The sequence below is a fragment of the Bradyrhizobium sp. HKCCYLRH1034 genome (assembly GCF_051168375.1).
Lineage (GTDB): Bacteria > Pseudomonadota > Alphaproteobacteria > Rhizobiales > Xanthobacteraceae > Bradyrhizobium.
In genome coordinates this window covers 409,484-422,758 of the sequence record NZ_JBNPUW010000006.1, presented here as the reverse complement: position 1 = coordinate 422,758, position 13,275 = coordinate 409,484, and the positions used below count along the sequence as shown (strand labels likewise).

General features: G+C 66.4%; 10 protein-coding genes. 4 read left to right on the top strand and 6 right to left on the bottom strand.

Annotated elements, in window-relative coordinates; all coding sequences use genetic code 11:
• Window positions 1-57: 57 nt before the first annotated feature.
• The 4 genes from ACQR0W_RS17390 to ACQR0W_RS17375 form a co-directional block, all read right to left on the bottom strand.
• Complete coding sequence (locus tag ACQR0W_RS17390; protein ID WP_315826037.1) at window positions 58-1,368, bottom strand: methyl-accepting chemotaxis protein; 1,311 nt, start codon at window positions 1,366-1,368, stop codon at window positions 58-60.
• On the bottom strand, window positions 1,346-1,867 hold the full coding sequence (locus tag ACQR0W_RS17385; protein WP_315752630.1) for a PAS domain-containing protein: 522 nt from the start codon (window positions 1,865-1,867) through the stop codon (window positions 1,346-1,348). Before ACQR0W_RS17385 ends, ACQR0W_RS17390 begins: the two co-directional genes overlap by 23 nt.
• 444 nt (window positions 1,868-2,311) lie before the next feature.
• Entirely contained in the window at window positions 2,312-3,829 is a 1,518-nt protein-coding gene (gene adh, locus ACQR0W_RS17380) for an aldehyde dehydrogenase (protein WP_315713938.1), read from the bottom strand.
• Between the two features lie 147 nt (window positions 3,830-3,976).
• Window positions 3,977-4,978 (bottom strand): helix-turn-helix domain-containing protein, encoded by a 1,002-nt coding sequence (locus ACQR0W_RS17375; protein ID WP_316169459.1) that lies wholly within the window; start codon window positions 4,976-4,978, stop codon window positions 3,977-3,979.
• Between the two features lie 327 nt (window positions 4,979-5,305).
• Between ACQR0W_RS17375 and ACQR0W_RS17370 the strand changes: the two genes are divergently transcribed.
• Window positions 5,306-7,495, top strand: coding sequence for a methyl-accepting chemotaxis protein (locus ACQR0W_RS17370; protein WP_316169460.1), 2,190 nt, complete (start codon window positions 5,306-5,308; stop codon window positions 7,493-7,495).
• 85 nt (window positions 7,496-7,580) lie between these two features.
• Here the strand turns inward: ACQR0W_RS17370 and ACQR0W_RS17365 are convergent, their stop codons facing one another.
• Together ACQR0W_RS17365 and ACQR0W_RS17360 are read right to left on the bottom strand one after the other, a co-directional pair.
• Window positions 7,581-9,062 (bottom strand): outer membrane protein, encoded by a 1,482-nt coding sequence (locus ACQR0W_RS17365; protein WP_315713935.1) that lies wholly within the window; start codon window positions 9,060-9,062, stop codon window positions 7,581-7,583.
• A gap of 1,107 nt (window positions 9,063-10,169) precedes the next feature.
• Complete coding sequence (locus tag ACQR0W_RS17360) at window positions 10,170-11,150, bottom strand: catalase family peroxidase (protein WP_316169461.1); 981 nt, start codon at window positions 11,148-11,150, stop codon at window positions 10,170-10,172.
• Between the two features lie 284 nt (window positions 11,151-11,434).
• Between ACQR0W_RS17360 and ACQR0W_RS17355 the strand changes: the two genes are divergently transcribed.
• The 3 genes from ACQR0W_RS17355 to ACQR0W_RS17345 all read left to right on the top strand — a co-directional run bounded on the left by ACQR0W_RS17355 (window position 11,435) and on the right by ACQR0W_RS17345 (window position 13,275).
• On the top strand, window positions 11,435-11,962 hold the full coding sequence (locus tag ACQR0W_RS17355; protein WP_315752627.1) for a ParB N-terminal domain-containing protein: 528 nt from the start codon (window positions 11,435-11,437) through the stop codon (window positions 11,960-11,962).
• Window positions 11,963-12,327: 365 nt separating this feature from the next.
• Window positions 12,328-12,654: a DUF4396 domain-containing protein gene (locus ACQR0W_RS17350; RefSeq protein ID WP_315752626.1), complete on the top strand. Its 327-nt coding sequence runs from the start codon at window positions 12,328-12,330 to the stop codon at window positions 12,652-12,654.
• 258 nt (window positions 12,655-12,912) lie between these two features.
• Entirely contained in the window at window positions 12,913-13,275 is a 363-nt protein-coding gene (locus tag ACQR0W_RS17345; protein ID WP_315752625.1) for a hypothetical protein, read from the top strand.

Here is a 13,275-nt window from a genome sequence, read left to right as displayed (position 1 = left end):
CCCCAGGCGGGGCGCTCGACGGTCGCGCGGCAGACACCTGCCGGCACGCCGCCGCAGCTATCCCGTTGCCATCAGCCGCTTCATGAACTGGTCGACCTCGCGACGCAGCGTCTCGACCTCACCATGGACCCGCTCGGAGGCATTGTTGACCCGCGCCGCGATCCGGCCGGTGTCGGCGGCAGCGCTGCTGATCGCGCCGACATTGGACGCGACCCGTGCCGTGCCGGACGAGGCTTCCTGAACGTTGTGCGCGATGTCTCGCGTCGCCGCCGCCTGCTGGTCGACCGCGGCGGAAATGGCGGAAGCGATCTCGTCGATCTCGGCGATCGTTCGCGCGATCGCCTCGACCGACGCGACCGACGTGGAGGTCGAGTGCTGCATCTCGTTGACCTTGGCGCTGATCTCTTCGGTCGCCTTGGCGGTCTGATCGGCAAGACTCTTGACCTCGGCCGCAACGACGGAAAAACCGCGCCCGGCGTCGCCGGCCCGCGCCGCTTCGATCGACGCGTTCAGCGCCAGGAGATTGGTCTGTTCCGCGATCTCGCTGATCAGCTTGACCACGTCGCCGATCCGGACTGCGGCATCGGCAAGTTCGCGGATCTCCCCGCCGGCACGATTGGCCTCGCTGACCGCACGCCCGGCGCTTTCGGTGGAGCGTGAAACCTGCCGGCCAATTTCGGCGATCGAGGACGCGAGCTGATCGGCCGCGCCCGCCGCCGTCTGGACATTGGACGACGCGCGCCCCGAGGCGGCGATCACATCCTCGGTCTGGCGGCTGGTTTCCGTCGCGGCCGTCGCGACGTGGCCGGCATCGGACTCGAGATCCTCCGCCGCACCGACGAGGCTGACGACGATCTGATCGAGTTGGGTGCCGAACTGCCGTGCCAGACCCGCAATGTCGACCACCCGGCGGCCGAGGCTGTCGGTGCCCTGGTTGATGATCGCCGCGGACCGGCGGAATGCGCCAGGCAGGCCTCGCGCCATGATCTTGCGGAAATGCTTGCCGCGGCTGGCATAGTCCATCGACGCCGACGCTTCGCGCACGAAGGCGTCGGTGATGTCGAGCATGTCGTTGATCGATTTCTGCAACAAACCGATGTCGCCGTGCTGGCGCCGGCTCAGCACCCGCGGCTCGAGGTTGCCTTTGGCCGCGCTGTGACACACCATGGCCGCTTCCGCGACCACGGCGGCCGCCAACCGCAGCTGCCACAGGGCAAGGCCGAGCAGCAGCGCGACCGCGATGAGCAGCGCTCCGCCTGCCGCGGGCGGGGTCGCGCCGGCGACGACGAGCCAGGCCAGCGCGCCGAGTGTCAGCAGCGCCGCCGCCGCGATCGCGATCTGCGCCTTAGAGAGAGAGCACGAACTCATCATATTCAACGCCTTGTTGTTTGATCACCGCGACCATCATGTCAAAGCTTGCGCGCAGGCCGTCCTTGGCATTGGCGTGGCGCGCCTCTTCGTCGCACAGCGCCTTGTAGATGGACTTGAGCCGCTCGATCGGCGCACGCTCGGGTCTGCGGCGGTTGGAATGGTAGCCGATGATATTGCCCTGGTCGTCCAGCGTCGGCGTCACATGGGCGAGCACCCAATAATGGCTGCCGTCCTTGGCCAGGTTGACGACATAGGCGAAGATCTCGCGCTTGGCCTCCAGCGTGTCCCACAGCAGCTTGAAGACGCAGCGCGGCATCTCGGGATGGCGGATCAGGCTGTGAGGCGCTCCCAGGAGCTCGTCATAGCTATACCTGGCCATGCGAACGAAGACGTCGTTGGCGTAGGTGATGCGTCCCTTGCGGTCGGTCTTCGAGACGATCAGGTCTTCTTCGCCGAGCATGTGCTCGATTCCCGTCGGCTTCACAACGTGGGCCATGGCTGGTCCTCCTTGCGGTCATCACGATGCGGGGCGGACAGACGGGATGTCCCGGCCTTCACGGACGGTCCGGTCGACGCGCTGGCGGAACCGGCGTCGTCCGGCATGCGGCCGGGTGTCGCCGAGACCCCCATCGACCGGCTTTCGTCGGCTCAGGAAAAAGGCTGTCCGCCTCACCGGCCTCAATCTGACGTTAACTGTCAAACATCGCGTTAACCGGGAGGTCCGCCAAACTACAGAGACCGCCCGCGGCAGGGACGGGACGCGCCGGCTCGATGGTCGGCGTTGGGTCTGGACCGCTGGCCGGAGGATCGCATCGGCCGTCGCCTTGTCGGAAGATGTGGCACAAGGACCAGGAGGTGCGTACGTGACGCCACGCAACCTCGTGAGACGCGCACGGGCCGGTCGGGGCGCTCATGCCCGACCGGCCCGGCGCCCCCTGCCTCAGAAGAAGCCGAGCTTCTTCGGGCTGTAGCTGACCAGCATGTTCTTGGTCTGCTGGTAGTGGTCGAGCATCACCTTGTGGGTCTCGCGTCCGACGCCGGACTGCTTGTAACCGCCGAACGCCGCATGCGCCGGATAGGCGTGATAGCAGTTGGTCCAGACGCGCCCCGCCTGGATGTTGCGGCCGAAGCGGTAGCATGTGTTGGCGTCGCGGCTCCACACGCCGGCCCCCAGGCCGTAGAGCGTGTCGTTGGCGATCGCCAGCGCCTCGTCCTCGGTCTTGAAGGTCGTGACCGAGACGACGGGTCCGAAGATCTCCTCCTGGAACACGCGCATCTTGTTGTGTCCCTTGAACACCGTCGGCTTGACGTAATAGCCGCCGGCGAGATCGCCGCCGAGCATGTTGCGCTCGCCGCCGATCAGGAGCTGCGCACCCTCGTTCTTGCCGATGTCGATGTAGGACAGGATCTTGGTGAGCTGCTCCGAGGAGGCCTGCGCGCCGATCATGGTGGCGGGATCGAGCGGGCTGCCCTGCACGATCGCTCCGACGCGCTTGAGCGCACGCTCCATGAAGCGTTCATAGATCGATTCATGGATCAGCGCGCGGCTCGGGCAGGTGCAGACCTCGCCCTGGTTGAGCGCGAACATCACGAAGCCCTCGATCGCCTTGTCGAGGAAGTCGTCGTCCTCGGCGCAGACGTCCTTGAAGAAGATGTTGGGCGACTTGCCGCCGAGCTCGAGGGTAACCGGGATCAGGTTCTGCGACGCGTATTGCATGATCAGCCGCCCCGTCGAGGTCTCGCCGGTGAAGGCGATCTTGGCGATGCGGTTCGACGATGCCAGCGGCTTGCCTGCTTCGAGGCCGAACCCGTTGACGACGTTGAGCACGCCCGGCGGCAGCAGGTCGCCGACGATCTCCATCAGCACGAGGATCGAGGCCGGTGTCTGCTCGGCCGGCTTGAGCACGACGCAGTTGCCGGCGGCGAGCGCGGGCGCGAGCTTCCAGGCCGCCATCAGGATCGGGAAATTCCACGGAATGATCTGGCCGACGACGCCGAGCGGCTCGTGGAAGTGATAGGCGATGGTATCGTGGTCGATCTCGGCGATCGAGCCTTCCTGCGCGCGGATCACGCCGGCGAAATAGCGGAAGTGATCGATGGCGAGCGGGATATCGGCGGCGGTCGTCTCGCGGATCGGCTTGCCATTGTCCCAGGTCTCGGCGAGCGCGAGCTTGTCGAGATTGGCCTCCATGCGGTCGGCGATCCGGTTGAGGACCATCGCGCGCTCGGTGACGCTGGCGCGGGCCCAGCCGTCCTTGGCGGCATGCGCGGCGTCGAGCGCGGCCTCGATGTCAGAGGCATCGGAGCGCGCGATCTGGCACACCGGCTGGCCGGTGATCGGCGAGATGTTGTCGAAATATTTGCCGGCGTTGGGGGCCTTCCAGGCGCCGCCGATGAAATTGTCGTAACGCGCAGCGAACGGCGGCTTGAACGCCGCATTGACGTCAACCTTGGTCATCTGTCTCTCCCATTCACGCCGATGCACACGGCGTTGGAGACAGGCTCGATCAAACCGACGCAACAGACCAGAGGCCGGAGCGAGCGCGTCCGAGGAAGTGTCGCAGTTCTGCGACATCTTGGCTGCGATTCGACAGCCGCGGCGCGTTCACCGCTCGAGCCCGAGCCGCTTCATCTTCCGGTGCAGGGTGGCGCGCGACATGTCGAGCTCCTTCGCCGCCTTCGAGACGTTGCCGCCGGCGCGCGCCAGCGCGCGCTTCAGAACAGCACGCTCGGCGGCGTCGATGTCGTCGCCCTCGGTGGTTGCGTCCTTGATCAGGTCGCCGGCTGGCACCGGGCGCGCCAGCGCGGACGAAGAAAGGTTGAGCGCACGGCGCGCCGCCCGTGTGGCACCGATGACGAGGTCGTTGCGATCGACTGCCAGCAGCGAGTTGATCTCGCGCTCGCTGTCCGGCGTGAGCACGATGCGGGCGTGCGGAAAGGCCTGGCGGAAATTCTCCGCCTCGATCAGGCGCGCGGCATCCGCGACGGTGGTCGCGATCAGCCGGCTGAAGCCTTCGGTCAGATCGGCACGACAGGAGGAGACGTCGAGCGCGGCCTTGAGCTGACCGTGCTCGTCGAAGATCGGCGCCGTGGTGCAGAACAGGCGCGCGTTGCGCGACAGGTAGTGCTGATCTCGGTCGATGGTCAGCGGCCGCTTCTCGACCAGGCAGGTGCCGATGGCGTTGGTGCCCTCGTGCCGCTCGCTCCACACCGCGCCGGTCCACAGGCCCCAGGATTCGAAGGTGGCGTCGTCCCCGCGGGCGCCGCGGCGCTCGAGCACGGTGCCGTCGGCATCGGCGAGCAGCACCGAGCAGCCGACGCCCCCAACCGCCAGGAACAGCCGGTCGAGGCTCGCCTGCGCGATCGCGAGCAGCCGCCCGAGCCGCGCGCGCGCGTCCGCGATTTCGGCGGCCGTCAGGCGAGCCGGCAGCTTCGGCGTGGCGGGATCGAGCGCATGGAGATGGCCGGAGCGGCGCCATGATGCCGCGAGCGCCGAGACCGCCGGCGCGCCTCTGTCGGCTCTGCTGTCAGCGTCAGCCTTCGCATCCCCCTTGGCCAAGGCCGCCAGGACGCGATCCGAATGGGCATTCCCGGGCGAACGCCCCATGTCCCTCCTCCCGGCTCTCCCCGCGTTGGCGCGGCTTGTTGCTAGACTAGCGCAACTACAGCACCGCGGTTTGACCGGCGTCAAGGAACGCCGACCAGGCTGCAATCCTTCGCTCGCCGCCGGGGCCGCGACCGATGCCTCACTTTCCCCGGACGACTACGGGGGTGTCGCAACACTGCGACACTCCCTCGCCCGAACTGGTCCGTGCGCCCTGAAATGGAGCCGGTGCCTTAAAGCGCATTAATCCTCAGTCCGGATGGTTCCCGCACACGCTTCGCACCGACGAACGTCATTGCCGGTGTCGCGAGGCAACCATGAGAGGGAAACATGCGCCTATCCTTTGCGGCAATACGCTCCATCCAGACCAAGATCGCCTTGATCGCCGGCTTCTGCCTGGCGCTCACCTGCGTCATCCTGATCGGCTACGGTCTGTTCTCGACGCAGAGCATGAACCAGTACGTCAACCACGAGGTGATGCAGCTCGTCGATCGCCAAACCAAGGAAAGCCTGATGAACCGGGCCTCCACCGAGGCCAACGTCATCAAGGCCGAGCTGGAGGTCGGGTTCGACTCCGCGCGCACCCTGGCGCAGTCCTTTGCGGTGTTGGCGGACGCCAAGAACGGGACCGCCACGAGCGCCCGCCGCGCGCAGCTCAACGCCGTGCTGCGGCATGTGCTGGAGCTCAATCCCGCCTTCAACGGCACCTATTCGGCCTGGGAGCCCGACGGGCTGGACGGCAACGATGCGGCCTTCAAGGCCAACAAGGAAATGGGCTCCGATCACACCGGCCGCTTCCTCCCCTATTGGACGCGAAGCGCCGGCGGCGCAATCGCCGTGCAGCCGCTGGTCGAATACGACAGCAGCGAGCGCCATCAGAACGGCCTCGTGAAGGGCGCCTGGTACATCAACCCGAGCACCACCGGGAGGGAGAACATCCTCGGACCGCTGCCCTACATCGTCCAGGGCAAGCCGGTGTTCCTGGCCACGATGTCCGTTCCCGTCATGATTGACGGCAAATTCCGCGGTCTCGCCGGCGCCGACTACAATCTCGACTTCGTGCAGAAGCTGGCAGTCAAGATCAACACCTCGCTGTTCGACGGCAAGGGCAAGGTCGTGATCCTCAACGACACCGGCCTCGTCGTCGCCGACAGCGCTGACCAGAACGTCATCGGCAAATCCGCCGCCGAGGCCGACTCGCGCTGGGCCGACAGCGCCGCCATCGTTCGAACCGGCAAGGGCACCGTTCTCGACGAGCCCAACAATCCCAACGTCGACATCTACGCCCCGATCACATTCGGTCTCACCGACACGCCCTGGTCGGTCGTGATCTCCGTCCCGCGCGACGTCGTTCTCGCCTCCGCACGGCAGCTCGACGCCTCGCTCAGCGGCCGCTCGACCAACAACACGCTGTGGCAGCTCGGGGTCGGAACGGTGATCACGGCGCTTGCGATCTTCCTCATCTGGGTGGCGGCACGGGGCATTGCCCGTCCGATCCAGGATTGCGCCGTGTTTGCCAATGGCATCGCCAAAGGCGACTTCAACCAGACCCTCACCATCGAGCAGGCGGACGAGGTCGGAGCCCTCGCCACCTCCCTGAAAGCCATGCAGGGCGACCTGAAGCAGAGCATCGCGCAGCGCGCCGAGGACCAGGCCGCCGCCGACGCCCAGCGTCGCCACGCGATGAGCCAGATGGCGGATCAGTTCGAGGCGTCCGTCGGCGGCATCGTCGAAACCGTGTCGGCTGCCTCGAGCACGCTGGAGACGTCGGCCGGCTCGTTGAGCGCCACCGCGGAGCGGGCGCAGACGCTGGCTACGACGGTCGCCGTGGCATCGGAGCAGGCGTCCACCAACGTGCAGTCGGTGGCGTCCGCGACCGAGGAGATGGCCTCCTCGGTGACCGAGATCAGCCGCCAGGTGCAGCAGTCCGCGCGCATGGCCAACGAGGCCGTCACGCAGGCACGCTCCACCACGGGGCGGGTCGGCGAGCTGTCGAAGGCGGCCGCGCGGATCGGCGACGTCGTCGAGCTCATCAACAGCATCGCCGGCCAGACCAACCTGCTCGCCCTCAACGCCACCATCGAGGCGGCACGGGCGGGCGACGCCGGACGCGGCTTTGCCGTGGTCGCCACCGAGGTCAAGGCGCTTGCCGAGCAGACCGCGAAGGCGACCGGCGACATCGGCCAGCAGATCGCGGGCATCCAGACCGCCACCCAGGAGTCCGTCGGCGCGATCCGCGAGATCAGCGAGACCATCGAACGCCTGTCGGAGATCTCGGCCACCATCGCCGCCGCAGTCGAGCAACAGGGCGCGGCGACGCAGGAGATCTCGCGCAACGTCCAGCAGGCGGCCCAGGGCACGCAGCAGGTCTCCTCGAACATCACGGATGTGCAGCGCGGCGCAAGCAGCACCGGGACCGCGTCCTCCGAGGTGCTGTCGGCCGCGAAGCTGCTGTCGCGTGACAGTGGCCGCCTGAGGGACGAGGTCGGCAAGTTCCTGAGCTCGGTCCGCGCGAGCTGAGCGCCGGCCGACCAAAACCGAAAAGGCCGCCTGGATGAACCAGGCGGCCTTTGTCGTGTGGGATGCAATGCGTCTGCTGCTGATCTCAGCGGCCGCCGCGCGACAGCATCTCGAAGCGGTAGTTGACACCGACCATCGCCGTGTGGAGCTGGGTCTTCTGGCTGACGACGTTCGGCCCCCCGGTGATCGCGGCGGCGCCCGGCAGCGTGCCGGTCACGGTGCCGAAATCGGCGTAATCATATTCGGCGAAGGCCGACCAGTTGCGGGCGAACATCCACTCGACGCCGGCGCCGACCGTCCATCCGCTGCGGTTGAACGCCACGCTCGCCGACTGCCCGGTGGCGGTGTTGACGACCGAAACGTTGGTCCGTGTCCACGCCGCACCACCGCGCACGTAGGCCAGGATCTCAGGTGTCACGAGATAGCCGGCACGCACCGTGGCGGTGTAGAGGTTGCTCGTCCGCGTGTTCATCGTCAGCGCCGGCCCGAGCGGGCTCGACGCGTTGATGATGCCGATATCGGCCATGGCCTGGATGCCGACGACGAAGCGGTCCATCTGATAATCGCAGCCGAGCTGCAGGCCGCCGATGACGTCGCTGCCATTGCTCGAGATGGCGGTCGGAATCTGCACGGCAGCGACGGGCAGCGGCGCCACGTTGCCGCCGCCTGCCACCGGCGGCTGGTTCTGCGGCGGCGGGTTGCCATTGTTGCCCTGCGGCGGCGGGTTCGGCTGGCCGCCGCCATTGTTCGGCGGCGGATTCTTCGGCGGCCAGGGCTTGTCCGGATGATACGGCCATCCGCCATGATGGTAGTTGCCGCCCTGCTGCTGCCAATGATCCTTGTCGGGCTGCTTGTCGCCATAGCCGCCCTTGCCGTCATCATTGTCGCGCGGCTTGCCGCCCCAGCCATAGCCGCCATGCTTGTCGTCGTCGCGTTGATCCGGCTTCAGCCAGGCGTAGCTGTCACGCTCGCTCTTCAGCGGCTGCTTCGACCAGCCGAAACCGAGTGGCTTGTCGTATCCGTCGTCCTTCTTCCCACCCCATCCGGAAGCCGGCTTGTCGTGATCGTCCTGCCGATCACGGTGCAGCCAAGCCGATCTGTCGGAGTAGCCGTTCGAATGCAGCTGCGACCAGCCGCTCGACTTGTCATGGTCGTCGTCGTGATGCTTGTCGAACCAGCCGCCACCATATTTGACGTCGTTGTAGTTGTTGTCCTTGTTCTTGGATGGCGCCGACGGCCAGGACGACTTGTTGTCGCCGCCTTTCGATCCAACCTTTGGCCAGTCGTGATCCTTGTCGCCGTACGGCTTGCCGGGCTGCCACCAGCCCTTGTCGCCGCGCTCACAGATCGGGGGCTTTTGCGGCGGCTTATGCGGCGGCTTCCATCCGCCGTTATTCCCGCCGGGGTTGTTCGGCGGCGGCGGGTTCGGCGCAGGGTTTGCAACCACAGGCGGTTTGACCACAGGCGGGTTGTTCGCGTTGCCGACCGGCTGCTGCACGGGCTGAACGGGCGCGGCGGCGGCATTGGCGACCTGGCTCCACGTCTGCTGCTGGCGCGACCAGGCCATCCCGGCATTCGCGCCGGCATGGCAGCCACTCCACCTGTAGGCGAAGACGTCAGGCGGCGGGAGCGGGGGAGGCAGGGCGAGATCAGTCGCCCAGACCGATGTCGTACTTCCTGCGAAAGTAGATAGGCAAAGGCATACGCCAAATACGCGACGCATCGAACTCACAACTCCTGAACACGTGCCGCAACAAACGGCGGCCGCATCAGGAGGGTGAGATTGTGTCGCGAACTGAATTGAAAAATGTCATTCGGAAGGAATGCAGATCGGGCCCCCGACGCGATCGAGATTCGGCTTTGACTGTTGCACGCAAGATGCAGGATTCTGGCGAAAAGAAGCAGCGCGCGACACGATTGCGACAAACGGCGCGATGCGCGATGCCGTCGCGGCTCATGAGTTCATTCGTAGACGAACGTGCGCACCGAACTCACTGGAGGCGCAGCGCGCGGCCCCGCGCTCGACGGCATGCTTCCTAATCGCGCGCACCTCGCGATCGTCGTCCTTCACATCTACTACACGCCTCGATTGCATCACATCGAGCGGGGCGGCACATCGGCTGCACGGTCGCCATCGTCTTCGACGCGCCGACGCTCGGCGGTCCATGCGTGTCGACAACCCCTGCTCTTGGTTTCGCCGTTATCGCGCAGCCTGTGCGACGTCATCGATCGGGAGAGAAAGCGGCGGACGCCGCCGCAATCGCACCGAATGAGGCGTGGCTTCGTCAACGTTGCGGCAACTCATCGGGGGCGCGTGCCGCGAAGCATCCATAATTGCGGCCGGTTGTGTCGTGCTCACTCGCCGGGCTCGAAGGCCCCAGAGGGGGGTCGATCCGATCCTGCACTCCGCAGAGATGCACCCATTTCCGCTCGTTCTGGATTGCGATGAGGATGGAACGAAGCAAGGTCACGGCCGATCGCGTCCGGAAATACGGATTTGAGCTCGCCGCTAAATCGTCCGGTCATCAGCGCAAGCGCCGCCTGCGGCGCGCAGCATCATGGCGGGGCTCGCCTCGGCCATGACGACAGACTGAGGCCCGTCGGGCGGATCAGCGCAGCGTGATCCGCCGCACCGCGCGGTGCGCACGGCACATGGCGTGTCATGCCACCATCATCACGGATTGCGCCGGGAGAACGAGATGGCATAGGCGCCGTTGCGGATGTCGATCATCGGATCGTCGGAGGCCTCGATGCCGTCGGTGAGCTGGCCCGGCAGGAACAGCAGCTTCTTCTGCGCGGCGTCACTGTCTTCGACCGCCTTGTCGATCGTCAGCACGCCGAGCTCGACCAGCTTGCGATCGTCAGGCCACGGCTTTGCCGGATCCTTGGTGTCGTCGCCGGCCGCGGCGAGCTGCGCCTTGAAGCGGAACGTCACCGGCCCCTGCTTCAGCCGCGCCGGCAGCTCGGCCATCAGGAAGTCCGGCGCGCGTTTCGCCGCGTCCTCCTGGTCGATATGCACGACCTTCTCCGGCAGCATCTGCCAGCGCACCGCCTGCTTCTCGCCGGCCTTGTTGACGAGGACGAAGGCGTTGACACCGAAATAGGCCTCGTCTGCAAGACTGTCTGGCGTCGCGATGGTGCCGAGCGCCGCCGGCACCGAGGGATGGCTGGCGATGAACTGCTCGAGCCTGGTCGGCTTGGCAGCGTTCGGTCCGGAGTCCGCGATCGCCAGGAACAGATCGCGCAGCTCCGCAGCGGTCGAGACGGGGAAGAATTTCAGCGAGTTGATCACGAGGTCCATGTCGCTGCCGTCGGCGAGATGAAACTTCACCGCCATGCCGTGCGGATTGGCGTCGCCGGATCCGTCCGGCAGGTTCGGCACGCCGGTGGAGTCCGAGAACCGCACCGTCACCGGAATCTCGCCGCCGCTGAACAGCGACGCCTTGCTCAAGGTCGCCGCCTCGGTCGACGGCTTGAACTTGCCCTCGACCACGACGCCCTTGGCGTGATTGGCGCGAAAGCCGGCGTGCACGCCGAACACCTTGTTCATCGCATTGACGAGTTGCTCCTCGACCGGCGGTTCCTGCGCGAGGGCAGCGGCGGGCAACGCGAGAGCAATCCCGGCCAGCGCGGCAACGAGTGTGCGTATCGTCATGAGCGGCGTCCTCCTGTATGAGCGATGCAGCATAGCAGCATGAATTGACGCGTGAGCGATTTTCGAGCGCGGCCGATTGGGCGCCCATCACAGCGGCATGATCCACCTTGCGGTCTGACAGGAGCCATCACGCCCCATCACCGCTCCTTGCGGCGAGATGGCGAATGTCTCTATTGTAGCCGCACGTGCCCGGTCTGCCTCCCTCCGCCCTGCGGTGCGGATCCGGGGATCGTGCCCCCTCCGACCCTGACGCCGGACGGCGCGCCCACGACGGAGTTTCGACTGTGTCCGCACCGGAAAGCTTCCCCATCGACAAGATCCACATCCCCGACAAGAAGCGCAAGGCGCTGAAGCAGGACGCGATCGACGCGCTGGCCGAAAGCATTTTGGAGGTCGGCCAGCGCGAGCCGATCCTCGTCCGCCGCGACAAGGACCATTTTGTCCTGGTCGAAGGTCTGCACCGCCTCGAAGCCTGCAAGGCCCTCGGCGAAAGCGCCATCATGGGTCTGCTGATCTCCGCCGAGGAAGCCCGCCAGCGCGAGCTGCCACCGCCGCCCGTCGATCCGGAGCGCGAGAAGATGGAGCGGCTGCGCAAGCTGCGGCTGGAGAAGGAGGAAGCGGAGAAGCTCACAACGGCGCCGAGGGGCGTCTCTGGCGCCCATGCCGCGACGCGCCCGCGCGCGCCGACGGAGACGACGAACCGGAGCAACAGGCCTGCCACCGCGAAACCATCGCGCCCCGGACAAGGATCGTCGCCCCGGACCTTGTCGGATTGGATCAAGCAACAAGAGCGCAGCGGCGGGCGATACTGACGGTTTCAACGCGCGAGTTCCTCCCCGGCCACGGTCTGATTGAGCGGCAGTCCGTCTGGCGGGTCAGCGCAGCGTGATCCGCCCGGCGGCCTCTCCGATGCGCCTTGCGCAGCGGGATCACGGCAGGCTGCATGCAGATCGGACCGGCCTGGTTCTGCCCGTAGGCGCCGCGAGTCCGTCCCGCATGTTGCTCCGCGGAGGACGGTGCGGGACGGGATCGCTAGGCAACTCGGATCAAGCCCATCTGACTCAGCGCGACGCGAGGGAGCGCGGCAATCACTGCGAGCATGCCAAAGGCTGCGACGTTGGCCCCCACGTCCCTCGTCGCAGCCGCCTTCGGCTGAAAAAGCCTATTCTCGGAGAAGATGCTCGCCGTCTGGATCATCGACTTTTTGCGCGCTTACGGGTTCGGACGCCGTTTCCGGTATTTCACGATTGCGCCGATGCGAGGTCTGTCGCTCGGCCAGGGGCTTATCGCGGCCGCCAAGGCCGATACGATTTCGATCGCGTCTTGGCAGGTCGGAATGCACGGCGTCACACTTGCCATTTCCACGGCCTCCGACACGTGCTCGGCACGCGACTGGAGGTCTACGGCTCGTGAAGGTCAGCAGCCCGGAGTTCCGTGCTCCTGGGTTCCTTCCCACCCGGCGAACTGGTGGCTTCTGACTCGGGGCTCGAAGGAGAAGAAGTAGCGACCTCCGCGGCCGATCGAGGCCCGTTTGGTATTGAGCTGCGGATTGTCTCACGCCCCCCGCTATACCGACAGTGCCAGAGATAGTCCGCCATGCGCCGAGGAATTGGGTTGGCAAACCGGATGGGGGCCCTTCTCGGCCCCGAACGGGTACGGATGCGGCGCGTGGAACCCCTGCTTCGACGAGACATTCTTTTCTCGTCCGTTGAATCACCGCCGCTGCCCCGCGCTCGTCGGCCATGAATCTTGGAGCGTTGACTTGACCTCATTTGAGCAGAGGCCGCTCGGCCCGATCATCATCCTCGTGGCAGCCGCCGCCGGCACGCTGCTCGGCCTCTACGACTACCTAGCTCCTTTGACCGGGGTCACTGGCGCCCCGGGCGCGTTGCTCGTCATCGGATCCAGTCTGGCACTCGTCGTCGACGCCTTCGTCCTGTGGTTTGGTCGAAGCGGGTGGCTCTTCTGGGTGTTCTGGTCCCTCGGGCTGCTCGGCGCGCTCGGCACAATAACCGCCGCCTGCTTTCTGCATGCGTGGTGGCTGGCGGCGGCCACGGTCGTCGCACTCGTCGGATTGATTGTGACGCTTGCCGCCCCACCCCAGCCAAGAAGAGCCGTGGCATGA

What these genes read in the sequence shown, in the direction of transcription:
- ACQR0W_RS17390 (WP_315826037.1), bottom strand. Translation starts at nt 1,368, where the DNA reads ATGAGTTCGTGCTCTCTCTCTAAGGCGCAGATCGCGATCGCGGCGGCG.
- ACQR0W_RS17385 (WP_315752630.1), bottom strand. Translation starts at nt 1,867, where the DNA reads ATGGCCCACGTTGTGAAGCCGACGGGAATCGAGCACATGCTCGGCGAA.
- adh (WP_315713938.1), bottom strand. Translation starts at nt 3,829, where the DNA reads ATGACCAAGGTTGACGTCAATGCGGCGTTCAAGCCGCCGTTCGCTGCG.
- ACQR0W_RS17375 (WP_316169459.1), bottom strand. Translation starts at nt 4,978, where the DNA reads ATGGGGCGTTCGCCCGGGAATGCCCATTCGGATCGCGTCCTGGCGGCC.
- ACQR0W_RS17370 (WP_316169460.1), top strand. Translation starts at nt 5,306, where the DNA reads ATGCGCCTATCCTTTGCGGCAATACGCTCCATCCAGACCAAGATCGCC.
- ACQR0W_RS17365 (WP_315713935.1), bottom strand. Translation starts at nt 9,062, where the DNA reads ATGGCCTGGTCGCGCCAGCAGCAGACGTGGAGCCAGGTCGCCAATGCC.
- ACQR0W_RS17360 (WP_316169461.1), bottom strand. Translation starts at nt 11,150, where the DNA reads ATGACGATACGCACACTCGTTGCCGCGCTGGCCGGGATTGCTCTCGCG.
- ACQR0W_RS17350 (WP_315752626.1), top strand. Translation starts at nt 12,328, where the DNA reads ATGCTCGCCGTCTGGATCATCGACTTTTTGCGCGCTTACGGGTTCGGA.